This window comes from Streptomyces sp. 15-116A (assembly GCF_025290915.1).
GTDB lineage: Bacteria > Actinomycetota > Actinomycetes > Streptomycetales > Streptomycetaceae > Streptomyces.
Genome location: NZ_JAOCQE010000188.1, coordinates 1 through 12,391 on the forward strand (window position 1 = coordinate 1; position 12,391 = coordinate 12,391).

Consider the following 12,391-nt stretch of genomic DNA (forward strand, 5'->3'; position numbering starts at 1 on the left):
CGGTCGCCCGGCCTCAGCGGACGGTGGCCTCGAAGCACTCCCGCGGTGAGCGGTGCGCGGGCCGGAAGCAGGCCCGTACCAGCGTGCCCGGGTCCGTCGCCGTCATGGGGGTGTAGAGGTAGTTCCGCGCGTCATCGGCTACTGGGCGGAGCGGGACGTCGCCAAGGCCCGCGAGCTGGGCGCGATCGGCGCCGCGGGCGACCTGTTCGCCGACGGCGCCCTCGGCTCGCACACCGCCTGCCTGCACGAGCCGTACGCCGACGCCCCGCACACCGGCACCGCCCACCTGGACGCCGCCGCCGTCGCAGCGCATGTCGTCGACTGCACCGAGGCCGGCCTCCAGGCGGGCTTCCACGCCATCGGCGACGCGGCGGTGAGCACCGTCCTCGAGGGGATGCGGGCCGCCGCCGACAAGCTGGGCCTCGCCCGCCTCCGGGCCGCCCGGCACCGGATCGAGCACGCCGAGATGCTCACCGAGGAGACCGTCGCCGCCTTCGCCGAACTCGGCCTCACCGCCTCCGTGCAGCCCGCCTTCGACGCCCTGTGGGGCGGCGAGGACGGCATGTACGCCCGGCGTCTCGGCGCCGAGCGGGCCCGCACCCTCAACCCCTTCGCCGCCCTGCTGCGGGCCGGCGTCCCGCTCGCCTTCGGCTCCGACAGCCCCGTCACCCCGCTCGATCCGTGGGGCACCGTCCGGGCCGCCGCCTTCCACCGCACCCCGGAGCACCGCGTCTCCGTGCGCGCCGCGTTCACCGCGCACACGCGTGGCGGCTGGCGGGCGGTGGGGCGGGACGACGCGGGCGTCCTGGTGCCGGGCGCGCCCGCCGACTACGCCGTCTGGCGCACCGGCGAACTCCTCGTCCAGGCCCCCGACGACCGGGTGGCCCGCTGGTCCACCGACCCGCGCTCCGGCACCCCCGGGCTGCCCGACCTCACCCCGGGCCGTGACCTGCCGGTCTGCCTGCGCACGGTGGTCGGCGGGCACACGGTGTACGTACGGCCGGGCGAGTGATCTGCGCGTGCGGCGCGGTGACGATCATGCGCCGCGCCCCCGTCGCGCGACCTGCGCATCCTCCGCGCTGACCAGGCATTTGCACCACATTACGCAGGTCAAACGACTGTTGACAGGCGGCGGAGCGAGGCCGGTAGGTTCGGCCGGGTCCACCACCGGACGCCCGACCGGGGAACTTCCGCCACGCGTGGCGGCGCCGCTGGGTCAGGGACGGTGTGCCGCACCGGGGCACCGCCACTGGGAGCCAGGCTCAGCGTCGGCGCGGCCACGAGGGAACGTTCCGGCCGGTCGGGGAGGTGCGACCCCGGGTGGGGCCCGGGCGCTCAGTAGACAACGGCTTCAGGTCGATCCGCAGCCGGCGGGTCCCGGGCCGGCCCGAAGGGCGCCGGGCCCCCATCCGCCGCGGTACAGCGGCACATATGAACGTCCTGTCACGTCATCGCAGGCCGTGACCACTATGGTGGGACCCTGCGGACAGGACATGAAGGGGCAGCAGTGAACGACGGCGACGGGACCCTGGAGTCGGACGCCCAGGGGAGGCGGTTCGGCCCGCTGGGCACGGCCTTGGTGATCATCCCGACCTACAACGAGGCGGAGAACATCAAGGCGATCGTCGGCCGGGTGCGCAAGGCCGTGCCCGAGGCGCACGTCCTCGTCGCCGACGACAACAGCCCCGACGGCACCGGCAAGCTCGCCGACGAACTGGCCGCCGAGGACCAGCAGGTCCAGGTGCTGCACCGCAAGGGCAAGGAGGGCCTGGGCGCCGCCTATCTCGCGGGCTTCCGCTGGGGCATGGAGCACGGCTACGGCGTCCTGGTCGAGATGGACGCCGACGGCTCCCACCAGCCCGAGGAACTGCCCCGGCTGCTGACCGCGCTCAAAGGTGCCGACCTGGTGCTCGGCTCCCGCTGGGTGCCCGGAGGGCGGGTGGTCAACTGGCCCAAGTCCCGTGAGTTCATCTCACGCGGGGGCAGCCTGTACTCGCGCATGGCGCTCGATCTGCCGCTGCGCGACATCACCGGCGGCTTCCGCGCGTTCCGCCGCGAGACCCTAAAGGGCCTGGGCCTGGACGACGTGGCCTCCCAGGGCTACTGCTTCCAGGTCGACCTCGCCCGCCGCGCGGTCAAGGCCGGCTTCCACGTGGTCGAGGTGCCCATCACCTTCGTGGAGCGGGAGCTCGGCGACTCCAAGATGAGCCGCGACATCCTCGTCGAGGCGCTGTGGCGAGTCACCGCGTGGGGCGTGACGGAACGCGTCGGCAAGGTACTGGGACGCGGCGAGGACAAGCGCGCTGAGGGCAGCCGCGGCGAGAGCCGGCCTGCCAGGGGCGAGCGCGGCGAGGACAAGGGTGACGAGCCGGCCCGCACCGAGAGCTGATCGCCTGGCCGGGCCGCTTATCCCGCGCTGAGCCGGGGCCAGGCACACTGGATGCATGACGACTGGCGCTCAGACCCCCTATCCCGCCCGGCCGAGGCGTTCCCGCCTGCGGACGTTCCTGCCGCTGGGCGTGGCCGCCTGGCTGGTGCTGGAGATCTGGCTGCTCAGCCTCGTCGCCGGGGCGTCGAGCGGGCTGGTGGTCTTCCTGCTCCTGGTCGCGGGCCTGGTGCTCGGGTCGGTCGTCATCAAGCGGGCCGGGCGGCGGGCCTTCAGGAACCTCAGCGAGACGCTGCAACAGCAGCAGGCCGGCGCCGTGCCGCCGGGCCGGACCAACAGCGAGGGCAACGGCCTGATGATGCTCGGCGGTCTGCTGCTGATCATTCCGGGCCTGGTGTCGGACGCGCTGGGTCTGCTGCTGCTCCTGCCTCCGGTCCAGAAGGGCGTGAGCCGCTACGCCGAGCGCACCTTCGACCGCAAGCTGCGCGAGGCGGCGCAGGGCAGCCTGGGCGATGCCTTCCAGCAGGCCCGCATCCACCGCCCCGATGGCAAGGTCGTCCAGGGCGAGGTCATCCGCGAGGAGCCGGGGCAGACCCCGGGGGACACCCCGCAGGACCCCCGGCCGCCGCTGACCCGCTAGGCCCTGTCGTCAAATTCCCGCCTGCCTGGCGACGCCATGCAGGCACTCTCGCCGCACCGGGCGCCGACCACGTACAACCACTACGCCGGTCGACGCCCGGCACGCCGAGAGCACGCACCTGACGCCGCCAGGCCCGCCCTTCGGGCGGACGACGGGAATTTGACGACAGGGCCTAGCCCGCTGACGCGCCAGCCGCCCCGGAGCCCACGGCCGACGGGAGCAGACGCACAGGACCGGGGGCGCCGTACGAAACCCGTACGGCGCCCCCGGTCCTGTTACGGCTGTACGCGGGTCTGCGTTCAAGCCCCCGCAGGGATCACGCGGACTTCCGGCTGTCCCGGGGATGAACTGCGATGTTCATCGCGCCGGAACGCAGAACTGCCAGACGCTCCTCGAGGACCTCTTCGAGCTCCTCTCGGGTGCGCCGCTCCATCAGCATGTCCCAATGCGTACGCGCGGGCTTGGCCTTCTTCTCCTCAGGGCCGTCGCCGTCCACGAGGAGTGCCTGGGCACCGCAGACCTTGCACTCCCACTCCGGCGGGATCTCCGCCTCGACCGAGAAGGGCATCTCGAAGCGGTGCCCCTTCTCGCATGCGTACTCCACGGCCTGGCGCGGGGCCAGGTCGATGCCGCGGTCCGTCTCGTAGCTGGTCACCACGAGGCGCGTGCCGCGAAGAGCTCGCTCACTCATGAATCGTGCCTCCCGGGCTTGTCGCCCACAGGACAGGTGTCGCTGTCGTCGTCATCCGGTCAACGTCCGGGCGGCGGTAAAGATTCCCGTCCCGAGTCCCGTTCCGGGTCATGCGTCGCCGTCGTAGCCGCAGCCTTGTCAACCAGTGCAGTACCCCCCGACGTCCGGTTTGTCACCTCTGTGGGCAGATGTGACCCAGCGTTTCGGCATCTTTGACGCGCAGTAACGGTACGCCTGGCAGGCCAAACGCGTACACTACAGCCCTTTCGCTCCGAGTGCTAAATCCGCTCGGGAACCGGGTTGCCCGCGTCGGCGATCGCACGCCGCACCGGGACCCGCGCCAGCAGCACGAATCCCAGCACGAAGAACCCGACCAGCGAGACGATCGCGTCCCGGTAGCTGCCGGTGAGCTGGTAGGTGAGGCCGAACAGCAGCGGCCCCAGCCAGCTCATGCCCCGGTCGCTCACCTCGTACGCCGCGAAGTACTCGGCCTCCTTGCCCGGCGGGACCAGGTGGGAGAACAGCGAGCGGGACAGCGCCTGGCTGCCGCCGAGCACCAGGCCGATCCCGGCGGCCAGCACGAAGAACCACACCGGCGCGCCCGCCGGGAGGAAGTAGCCGGCCGCCAGGGTCAGCGTCCAGGCCACCAGCGAGCCGAGGATCGTGCGCTTCGCGCCGTACCGCCGGGCCAATCGGCCCAGCGCCAGGGCGCCCGCCACCGCCAGCACCTGCACCAGCAGCACGGCGACGATCAGCGTCGACTGGCCGAGCCCCAGCTCCTTCGAGCCGTAGACGGAGGCCTGGGAGATCACCGTCTGGATGCCGTCGTTGTAGACCAGATAGGCCAGCAGGAAGGCGAGGGTCAGCGGATGACGGCGCATGTCGCGGATCGTGGCCGCGATCTGCCGGAAGCCCGGCAGGGCCGCCTCCCGCGCGGGGGCACGGCGGTCGCGCAGCCGCCGCAGCGGCACCAGTGTGAAGGCGCCCCACCACAGACCGGCCGACGCCAGGCAGATGCGTACGGCCGTGCCCTCGGACACCCCGAAGGCGTCATGGCGCGTGTAGAGGATCAGGTTCGCGACGAGCACCAGCGCGCCCGCCGCGTAGCCGAAGGCCCAGCCGCGGGAGGAGACCGCGTCGCGCTCCTCGGGCGGGGCGATCTGCGGCAGATAGGAGTTGTAGAGCATCATCGCCACGGACTGCGCGGCGTTCGCCACCACCAGGAGCAGGCCGCCGAGCAGATAGCGGTCGCCGTCGAGGAAGAACATGCCCGCCGTGGCCGCGGCGCCCGTGTACGCGGCGGCCGCGAGCAGCGGCTTCTTGCGCCCGCTGCGGTCGGCGGCGGCACCCACCAGCGGCATCGCCAGCACCGCCACGATCACCGACAGGGACACGGAGTACGCGAAGAAGGAACCCGCGCGCACCGGGATGCCCAGGGGGTGGACGAACCCGTCCGCGTCCGCAGCGGACTCGGCCACCGTCGTCAGATAGGGCCCCAGGAACACGGTGAGCACGCTCGTGGAGTACACGGAGCACGCCCAGTCGTAGAAGTACCAGCCGCGCTGCTCGCGCCGCCGGCCGGCCGCCTCGTCCGGCGCCGGTGACCGCACGGTGTCGGTGCCCACCCTGCCCCTCGCTTCCCCGTGAACGCGCTTCGGGGGCCGGGGACCGGGGCTCAGACCCAGATGCCGCGGTCCTCCATGACCTTGCGCAGTGTGTCGATGTGATCGGTCATGATGCCATCCACTCCCAGGTCCAGGAGCCGGTGCATCCGCTCGGGTTCGTTGACCGTCCACACATGCACCTGGAGCCCGAGCGCGTGGGCGGCGCGCACGAAGCGGTGGTCCACCACCTGGATGCCCGACTGCACCTCGGGCACCTGGGCGGCGACCGCGGATCGGCGCACCGCCGCCGGAAGCCCCCAGGAGCGCAGCCGCAGATTCAGCACGCCCCGGGTGCCGTACGAGGTGGCGAGCCGGGGCCCGGCCAGCCGCTGGGCGCGCACCACGCGTGCCTCCGAGAACGAGCCGAGGCAGATCCGGTCCCAGGCGCCGGTGCGCTCGACCAGGTCCAGGAACGGCAGCAGGGCGGGCTCGGCCTTCACGTCGACGTTCCAGCGCACCTCGGGGAACGTCTCCAGCAGCTCCTCGAACAGCGGTACCGGCTCCCCGCCCGCCACGCGCGCGTGCGCCACGTCCCGCCACGGCAGGTCGGCGATCCGCCCTGCCCCGTCGGTCACCCGGTCCAGGGTGGCGTCGTGGAAGGCGACGAGCCGTCCGTCGCGGGTGGCGTGGACGTCGGTCTCGATGTACCGGTAGCCCGCCTCGACGGCGCACCGGAACTGGCGCACGGTGTTCTCCAGGCCGTCCGCCGCCCCGCCCCGGTGGGCGAAGGCGATCGGGCCCGGATGGTCGAGATAGGGATGGCGGGGCTGGCGTATCGGCGAGGTCACGGACGCAGTATCGCTCCCCGCGGTTGCCCGGTGGCAACGACCGTGCTGCCGTCGGATGCCGAGGGGACGGCGAACACCCGCAGGAACAGCTGGGCGAGCGGGCCGATCGCCACCGCGTAGAGCAGCGTGCCGACGCCGACGGTGCCGCCGAGGATGAAGCCGGTGGCCACGACCGTGATCTCGATGGCCGTACGGACCACGCGGATCGAGACGCCCGTGCGCTGGTGCAGCCCGGTCATCAGCCCGTCGCGCGGGCCCGGACCGAAGCGTGCCGCGATGTACAGCCCGGTGGCCGCGCCGTTCAGCACGATGCCCGCGACCATGAACGCCACCCGCGCGGGCAGCCCGTGCGCGTCCGGCACCACCGCCAGCGTGGCGTCCATCGCCGCGCCGATCACCAGGACGTTGGAGACGGTGCCGAGGCCCGGCCGCTGGCGCAGCGGGATCCACAGCAGCAGCACCGTCGCGCCCACGATCGTCAGCACCAGGCCCATCGACAGGCCCGTGCGCTCGGACAGGCCCTGGTGCAGCACGTTCCAGGGCTCGAGACCCAGCCCCGACCTGACCAAGAGCGCCGAGCTCGCGCCGTACAGCGCCAGACCGGCGTACAGCTGGAACAGCCGTCGTGCGAGATGCCCGGGCCGGGACGAGTGGCTGGACACGTGATGCCCCCCTGTGGTGGAAGTGGACCGATGCATGACACCCTGTGGCGTGGACCGAGATGCCATCCATGGCCAATCCGGGGAAGGTGGACTGATTCTCATGGTGCAGTGGACCTCGGCGGTGGGCGCCGCACAGCTCGCCCGGCTGCTCAAGTCCCAGCAGGAGCGCCCGGCCGGCCCCGGCACCCGGCGTCCGCCCGCCTACCGCGCGCTCGCCGACGGCATCCGGCTGCTGGTGCTCGAAGGGCGCGTGCCGGTCGCCGCGCGGCTGCCCGCCGAACGCGAACTGGCCCTGTCCCTGTCCGTCAGCCGCACCACCGTCGCCGCCGCCTACGAGGCACTGCGCAGCGAGGGCTTCCTGGAGTCCCGGCGTGGCGCGGGCAGCTGGACCGCGGTACCGGCCGGGAACCCGGTGCCCGCCCGCGGACTCGAACCGCTGCCGCCGGAGGCGCTCGGCTCGCTGATCGACCTCGGCTGCGCCGCCCTGCCCGCGCCCGAACCCTGGCTGACCCGCGCCGTGCAGGGCGCGCTGGAGGAACTGCCGCCGTACGCGCACACCCACGGCGACTATCCCGCCGGGCTGCCCGCGCTGCGCTCGATGATCGCCGAGCGCTACACCGCGCGCGGGATCCCGACGATGCCCGAGCAGATCATGGTGACGACCGGCGCGATGGGCGCCATCGACGCCATCTGCCATCTCTTCGGCGGCCGGGGCGAGCGCATCGCCGTGGAGTCGCCGTCGTACGCCAACATCCTGCAGCTGATGCGGGAGGCCGGCGCCCGCCTGGTTCCCGTGGCCATGGCGGAGGGCCTCGCGGGCTGGGACATGGACCGCTGGCGGCAGGTGCTGCGGGAGGCCGCGCCCCGGATCGCGTACGTCGTAGCCGACTTCCACAACCCGACCGGTGCGCTCGCCGACGACGACCAGCGCCGCCGCCTGGTGGACGCGGCCCGCTCGGCGGGGACGGTGCTGGTCGCCGACGAGACGATGAGCGAGCTGTGGCTCGACCCGGACCTCGGGGAGAGCGCGATGCCCCGCCCCGTCTGCGCCTTCGATCCGGCCGGGTCGACGGTCATCACGGTCGGCTCGGCGAGCAAGGCCTTCTGGGCCGGGATGCGCATCGGCTGGGTGCGGGCGGCCCCAGACGTGATCCGAAGCCTGGTCGCCGCGCGCGCGTACGCCGATCTGGGCACGCCGGTGCTGGAGCAGCTGGCCGTGCACTGGCTGTTCGGCACGGGCGGCTGGGAGCAGGCCGTCGAGGTGCGGCGCGCCCAGGCCCGCGAGAACCGGGACGCGCTGGTGGCCGCCGTGCGGCGGGAGCTGCCGGACTGGGAGTTCGAGGTGCCCCGGGGCGGGCTCACCCTGTGGGTGCGCACGGGGGGCCTGTCGGGCTCACGGCTCGCCGAGGCGGGCGAACGCGTCGGCGTCCGGGTCCCCTCCGGCCCGCGCTTCGGCGTCGACGGTGCCTTCGAGGGCTACGTCCGCCTGCCGTTCACCGTGGGCGGCGCGGTCGCGGAGGAGGCGGCGGCCCGTCTGGCCGCGGCGGCCCGTCTCGTGGAGACGGGCGGCACCTCGGGAGCCGAGCCGCTGCGGACGTTCGTGGCGTAGGGGAGGGCCTGCGTGCGCCTGGGGCCGACAGCTCCTAGGTGGACTCCGCGACGGCCGCTTCCCTGGAGACGTCGGGCTCTTCCGTGTCCGTCTCGTCCTTGTCCGGGGCCCGTTCCGCCGGAACCTTGTCCAGGCGTACCTGCGCCGGTGTGGTGGGTTCCGCCGTGTTCTCCTGATCCGGCGCCGGCCGCTCCTCGTCCGCCGGGGTCGTGCGCGGCGGCAGCAGGTCCAGGACGGCCTGCCGGTGGGCCTCGCCGGTGGCGTCGTCGTACGGGTTCGGCGTGGCCGGCACCTGGAGGCGGTGCACCGGGCCCGTGCCGAGGCGCGCGTAGCCCCGGCCCGCGGGGACCTGGTCGACCGGTGTGCTGGGCGGCGGGGCGCCGAGGACGGCCTCCAGCTGTTCGGCCGTCGCCGGGCCGAGGACGACACGCGCGCGTGTGTGCTGCCGTACGGCCTCGCTGAGCGTCTCCAGGCTGTCGAGCTGATCGGCCACGACCACCGTGACGTTCGCCGGGCGGCCGTGCCGCAGCGGCATCTGGAGCAGGGCCTGCGGGTCCTCACGGCCGTCCGTGGCGGCCAGGTGCGTGAAGACGGTGGGGCGGTCCAGCAGGATCCACAGCGGCCGCCGGGTGTCCTCCGGCGGAGGGTCGCCCGCCTGGTGGGCCCGGTTGACCTCGATGAGGCGGCGCTCCGTCTCCTGCGCGGCCCACTGAAGGCTCGCCAGCGCCCCCGCCGGGCCGCACTCGACGGCGAGCACTCCGTCCCGCCCGGTCAGGCAGGCGTACTCGCCGGTGCCGCCGCCGTCGATGATCATCACGTCGCCGTGCTGGAGCGCCTGCAGCGCGACGGAGCGCAGCAGGGTCGAGGTGCCGCTGCCCGGCTGACCGAGCGCGAGCAGATGCGGTTCGGTCGAGCGGATGCCGGTGCGCCAGACGACGGGGGGAACGTCGCGCTGTTCCTCCCCATGGGTGAGCGGCAGGGTCCGCTGCACCCGGACGGGGTCGGTGAAGCCCAGGACCGTCTCGCCGGGGGACGTGACGAAGCGCTGGGCGGCGATGTCGACGGGCAGGGGGGCGAGGGCGCGGACCGTGAGCTGGTTGCCCTGCTCGTCCCACGCGAAGTGGTACTCGCGGTCGCGCCCGGACTTCGCGGTGAGCAGGTGCTCGATCCGGGCCCGGGACTCCGGCTCCCCGTCGGTGAAGTAGGCGGGGTAGCTGATCACCAGGTGGGTGATCCGGCCGCCGCCGTCGAACTCGTACTCCGGGAACGCCTTGTTCCACGCCCCGCCGTGGCTGTACAGCGGCTCGGGGTCCTCGGGGGTCGAGAAGTACGGCACCAGCGCCTCGTAGAGCGATTGGAGGCGCCGGCCGTGTGACGCGTCGGGCCCTTGCGGCACCGGCGGTCTGCGGTCCCGGCCCTGCCAGGCCGCCGCCGCCATCAGGGTGATGACGGCGAGCAGCGGGCCGTACGGCATGAGCGCCACGACCAGGACCACCGAGGCCACCAGGAACAGCAGCGCGCCGCGCCGGTCCTTGGGGGTCTCGGCCCATCTGCGCCGGCCGGCCGAGGCCAGCCGGCGCAGACCGCGTGTGATCGTGATCAGCGGGTGGAGGACGTCCGTGGCGCTGTCGGCCGCCGTCCGGGCCAGCTCCCGGCTCCGGGCGAGCTGTGCGCCGCCGTTGCTGAGGATGCGGGGGAGGGGGCGCCGGGCCACTGCTGCCTCCAAGGGGTGCGTACGGGCGGGCGGGGGTGTGGGCGGCGGCCTCAGAACCTGAGTCCGCCGAGGAGACTGGCCAGGCTCTCGCCGCCGGCCTTGATGCTGGGGGCGATGGCCGTGCTGGCCAGGTAGAAGCCGAACAGCATCGCCACCAGGGCGTGCGACAGCTTCAGTCCGTCCTTGCGGAAGAAGATGAAGACGACGATGCCGAGCAGCACCACGCATGAGATCGAGATGAACATGTGAGTTCTCCTGGTTCACGGGGACAGTCACCCTGAGTACTTCCAGGCTCACAGCATGTGTCTATACGATAAAAGGTGCAACTGGGTGCATTTCGATGGTTTTCGCTCGCGTGGTGGAGGCGGGTGTCGCCTCGTTGACGTGGGCGGTTGCGTCCGGTCGGGTCTGCGGTGATCTTTACCTCGGACGCCTCGGGTCATGTGCCGCACGAGCCAGTACCCTGGCGATTCACCCGTACGGCTCCGCACCGCTCGCGGCCGTACATCCTGTCCCCGCAGTACCGAGAGCATGTGAGAGGCGGTCCGGCCGATGACTGAAGCCCCCGACCCCGAGGTCGTGGAGCTGGCGACCAAGATCTTCGATCTGGCCCGCGGCGGCCGGACCGACGAGCTCGTGGCCTACGTCGACGCGGGCGTTCCGGCGAACCTCACCAACGACCGCGGCGACTCGCTCGTGATGCTCGCCGCCTACCACGGCCACGCCGGGACGGTCCGGGCGCTCCTGGAGCGCGGCGCCGACGCCGACCGAATCAACGACCGGGGTCAGACGCCCCTCGCGGGGGCCGCCTTCAAGGGTGAGACCGAGGTGATCAAGGCCCTCCTGGAGCGCGGAGCCGATCCGTCCGCCGGGACGCCGTCGGCCGTGGACACGGCCCGCATGTTCGGCCGGGCGGAGCTGCTCGACCTGTTCGGCGAGCACTGAGCCGGACGCGCACCGAGCGCCGACAGGGTGCTCTGACCAGCGACAACACGGAAAACGGGGGAGGCGGTACGGGGCCGCCGAAATATCGGTCGCGGTAGATGTGACCGCCGGGTCATCATGACGACGTGATTCACGGACGCGATGGCTGGGCAGGTGTTGCCGCACCGCGCGGGCCGTGATGCGGCCCGCATGGGCCACCGACGAGAGGCAGAGGAAGATGGTCTACAGCAAGCAGGAAACGGCGGGCGCCCCGACGTGTTGTCACGCGGCCAGGTAATGCACGTCCCCGGTTGCGTCGACGCTTGATGTGAGGCTGTTTCCCATGTTCGATCCGGTCATAGCGCCCAGCGGTACGCTGCTCGGCCTGCTCCAGCGGGGTCGCGGCGACGGCACGCTGCACGCGCTCACCGCCCCGCGCCCCGAGGCACTCGCGGCGCTGAACCACTGTGTGCTGCGCGACCCGCGCCACGACTGGCAGGTGGAGAACCGCTCCCTGTACTACGCCCGCCTCTACCTCGATCTGCACGGCGAACTGGACGCGATCGAGGCCCACCTCTTCGACCCCGAGGACGTGCTCGACACCGAGGAGTCACGCACCGGACTGGCCCTCGCGGTCCTCGGCCACCTCGCCTCCTACGGCAGGCGGGACGCCCTCGAGCTGTTGCGCAGGTACGCCGCCCACGGCACCAACTGGGCCTGGGCCCTGGACGAACTGGCGCTGCGGGACGACGACGCGGGCCTGCGCGCCCTCGCCGCCCCCGTGCTCGCCCGGTTCCCCGCGGATCCCGAGGGCGAGGCGGAACTCGCCGCGACCGTGCGCGACGCCTTCGAACCCCGGCCCTGGCGGCTGTGGGCCGACGACCCCCGTCCCTGGATCGCCAGGCGCGTGCGTGCCGCCCACGAAGCCGGGTGTTTCGACCGCTGGCAGCGGCAGATGCGCCCGGCCGGCCCCCGGCCCGGATGGAGCGTCCAAGCCGTCTTCGAGTGGGCCCAGCAGGGCCTCGAACGGGGCGCCGCGCTCCACGTCCCGGCCGCCCGCTGCCTCACCGCCGTCGCGGGCCCCGAGGACCGCCCCGAGATCCTCCGGGCCGCCCAGGACGGCACCGAGGGAGCCCGGTGCACCGCCCTGCGGTATCTCGCCGACAGCAACGACCCCGACGCGCTCGACCTGATCGAGCACGCCGTGGCCACCGGTTCGACGGCCGTCGTGGAGGCCGCCGTCGCCGCCTTCGAACGCATGCGCAGTCTCGCCGCCGTGCACCGGGCACGCGCGTGGGCGGGCCGCCCCGATC

Annotated in this window: 11 protein-coding genes and 1 pseudogene; 6 read left to right on the forward strand and 6 right to left on the reverse strand. The window is 72.9% G+C overall.

All coding sequences use genetic code 11. The annotated features are described in order from the left end of the window. Positions 1 to 115: 115 nt before the first annotated feature. The 3 genes and pseudogenes from N4P33_RS24765 to fxsA form a co-directional block, all read left to right on the forward strand. Positions 116 to 1,012, forward strand: a pseudogene (locus N4P33_RS24765) (amidohydrolase family protein); the annotation flags it as partial. A gap of 495 nt (positions 1,013 to 1,507) precedes the next feature. Further along, entirely contained in the window at positions 1,508 to 2,389 is an 882-nt protein-coding gene (locus N4P33_RS24770) for a polyprenol monophosphomannose synthase (RefSeq protein WP_260828953.1), read from the forward strand. A 55-nt stretch (positions 2,390 to 2,444) separates the two neighbouring features. After that, the gene (fxsA, locus tag N4P33_RS24775) at positions 2,445 to 3,026 is read left to right on the forward strand and encodes an FxsA family membrane protein (protein WP_260828954.1); all 582 of its coding nucleotides are present in this window, start codon (positions 2,445 to 2,447) and stop codon (positions 3,024 to 3,026) included. A 316-nt stretch (positions 3,027 to 3,342) separates the two neighbouring features. On the opposite strand, the gene N4P33_RS24780 is transcribed toward fxsA, so the two are convergent. The 4 genes from N4P33_RS24780 to N4P33_RS24795 form a co-directional block, all read right to left on the reverse strand. Further along, positions 3,343 to 3,717, reverse strand: a complete 375-nt coding sequence (locus tag N4P33_RS24780; protein WP_003977404.1) for an RNA polymerase-binding protein RbpA — start codon at positions 3,715 to 3,717, stop codon at positions 3,343 to 3,345. A gap of 278 nt (positions 3,718 to 3,995) precedes the next feature. Continuing rightward, complete coding sequence (locus N4P33_RS24785; protein ID WP_260828956.1) at positions 3,996 to 5,342, reverse strand: MFS transporter; 1,347 nt, start codon at positions 5,340 to 5,342, stop codon at positions 3,996 to 3,998. Positions 5,343 to 5,392: 50 nt separating this feature from the next. Continuing rightward, the gene (locus N4P33_RS24790) at positions 5,393 to 6,169 is read right to left on the reverse strand and encodes a glycerophosphodiester phosphodiesterase (protein WP_260828957.1); all 777 of its coding nucleotides are present in this window, start codon (positions 6,167 to 6,169) and stop codon (positions 5,393 to 5,395) included. After that, positions 6,166 to 6,867: a YitT family protein gene (locus N4P33_RS24795; RefSeq protein WP_260828958.1), complete on the reverse strand. Its 702-nt coding sequence runs from the start codon at positions 6,865 to 6,867 to the stop codon at positions 6,166 to 6,168. The genes N4P33_RS24790 and N4P33_RS24795 overlap by 4 nt, the downstream gene beginning before the upstream one ends. A 64-nt stretch (positions 6,868 to 6,931) precedes the next feature. Between N4P33_RS24795 and N4P33_RS24800 the strand changes: the two genes are divergently transcribed. Further along, complete coding sequence (locus N4P33_RS24800; protein ID WP_260828959.1) at positions 6,932 to 8,440, forward strand: PLP-dependent aminotransferase family protein; 1,509 nt, start codon at positions 6,932 to 6,934, stop codon at positions 8,438 to 8,440. Between the two features lie 34 nt (positions 8,441 to 8,474). Here the strand turns inward: N4P33_RS24800 and N4P33_RS24805 are convergent, their stop codons facing one another. Together N4P33_RS24805 and N4P33_RS24810 are read right to left on the reverse strand one after the other, a co-directional pair. Beyond that, a complete protein-coding gene (locus tag N4P33_RS24805) occupies positions 8,475 to 10,154 on the reverse strand; it encodes a hypothetical protein (RefSeq protein WP_260828960.1) in 1,680 nt (559 codons plus the stop codon). Between the two features lie 50 nt (positions 10,155 to 10,204). Continuing rightward, entirely contained in the window at positions 10,205 to 10,399 is a 195-nt protein-coding gene (locus tag N4P33_RS24810; protein ID WP_167990790.1) for a hypothetical protein, read from the reverse strand. A 307-nt stretch (positions 10,400 to 10,706) separates the two neighbouring features. On the opposite strand from N4P33_RS24810, the gene N4P33_RS24815 reads away from it, so the two are divergent. Further along, complete coding sequence (locus N4P33_RS24815) at positions 10,707 to 11,099, forward strand: ankyrin repeat domain-containing protein (protein ID WP_260828962.1); 393 nt, start codon at positions 10,707 to 10,709, stop codon at positions 11,097 to 11,099. 322 nt (positions 11,100 to 11,421) lie between these two features. Continuing rightward, positions 11,422 to 12,391 (forward strand): HEAT repeat domain-containing protein (locus N4P33_RS24820; RefSeq protein ID WP_260828963.1); only part of this gene is annotated, 970 nt, incomplete at its 3' end.

What these genes read in the sequence shown, in the direction of transcription:
- fxsA (WP_260828954.1), top strand. Translation starts at nt 2,445, where the DNA reads ATGACGACTGGCGCTCAGACCCCCTATCCCGCCCGGCCGAGGCGTTCC.
- N4P33_RS24780 (WP_003977404.1), bottom strand. Translation starts at nt 3,717, where the DNA reads ATGAGTGAGCGAGCTCTTCGCGGCACGCGCCTCGTGGTGACCAGCTAC.
- N4P33_RS24795 (WP_260828958.1), bottom strand. Translation starts at nt 6,867, where the DNA reads ATGCATCGGTCCACTTCCACCACAGGGGGGCATCACGTGTCCAGCCAC.
- N4P33_RS24800 (WP_260828959.1), top strand. Translation starts at nt 6,932, where the DNA reads ATGGTGCAGTGGACCTCGGCGGTGGGCGCCGCACAGCTCGCCCGGCTG.
- N4P33_RS24810 (WP_167990790.1), bottom strand. Translation starts at nt 10,399, where the DNA reads ATGTTCATCTCGATCTCATGCGTGGTGCTGCTCGGCATCGTCGTCTTC.
- N4P33_RS24815 (WP_260828962.1), top strand. Translation starts at nt 10,707, where the DNA reads ATGACTGAAGCCCCCGACCCCGAGGTCGTGGAGCTGGCGACCAAGATC.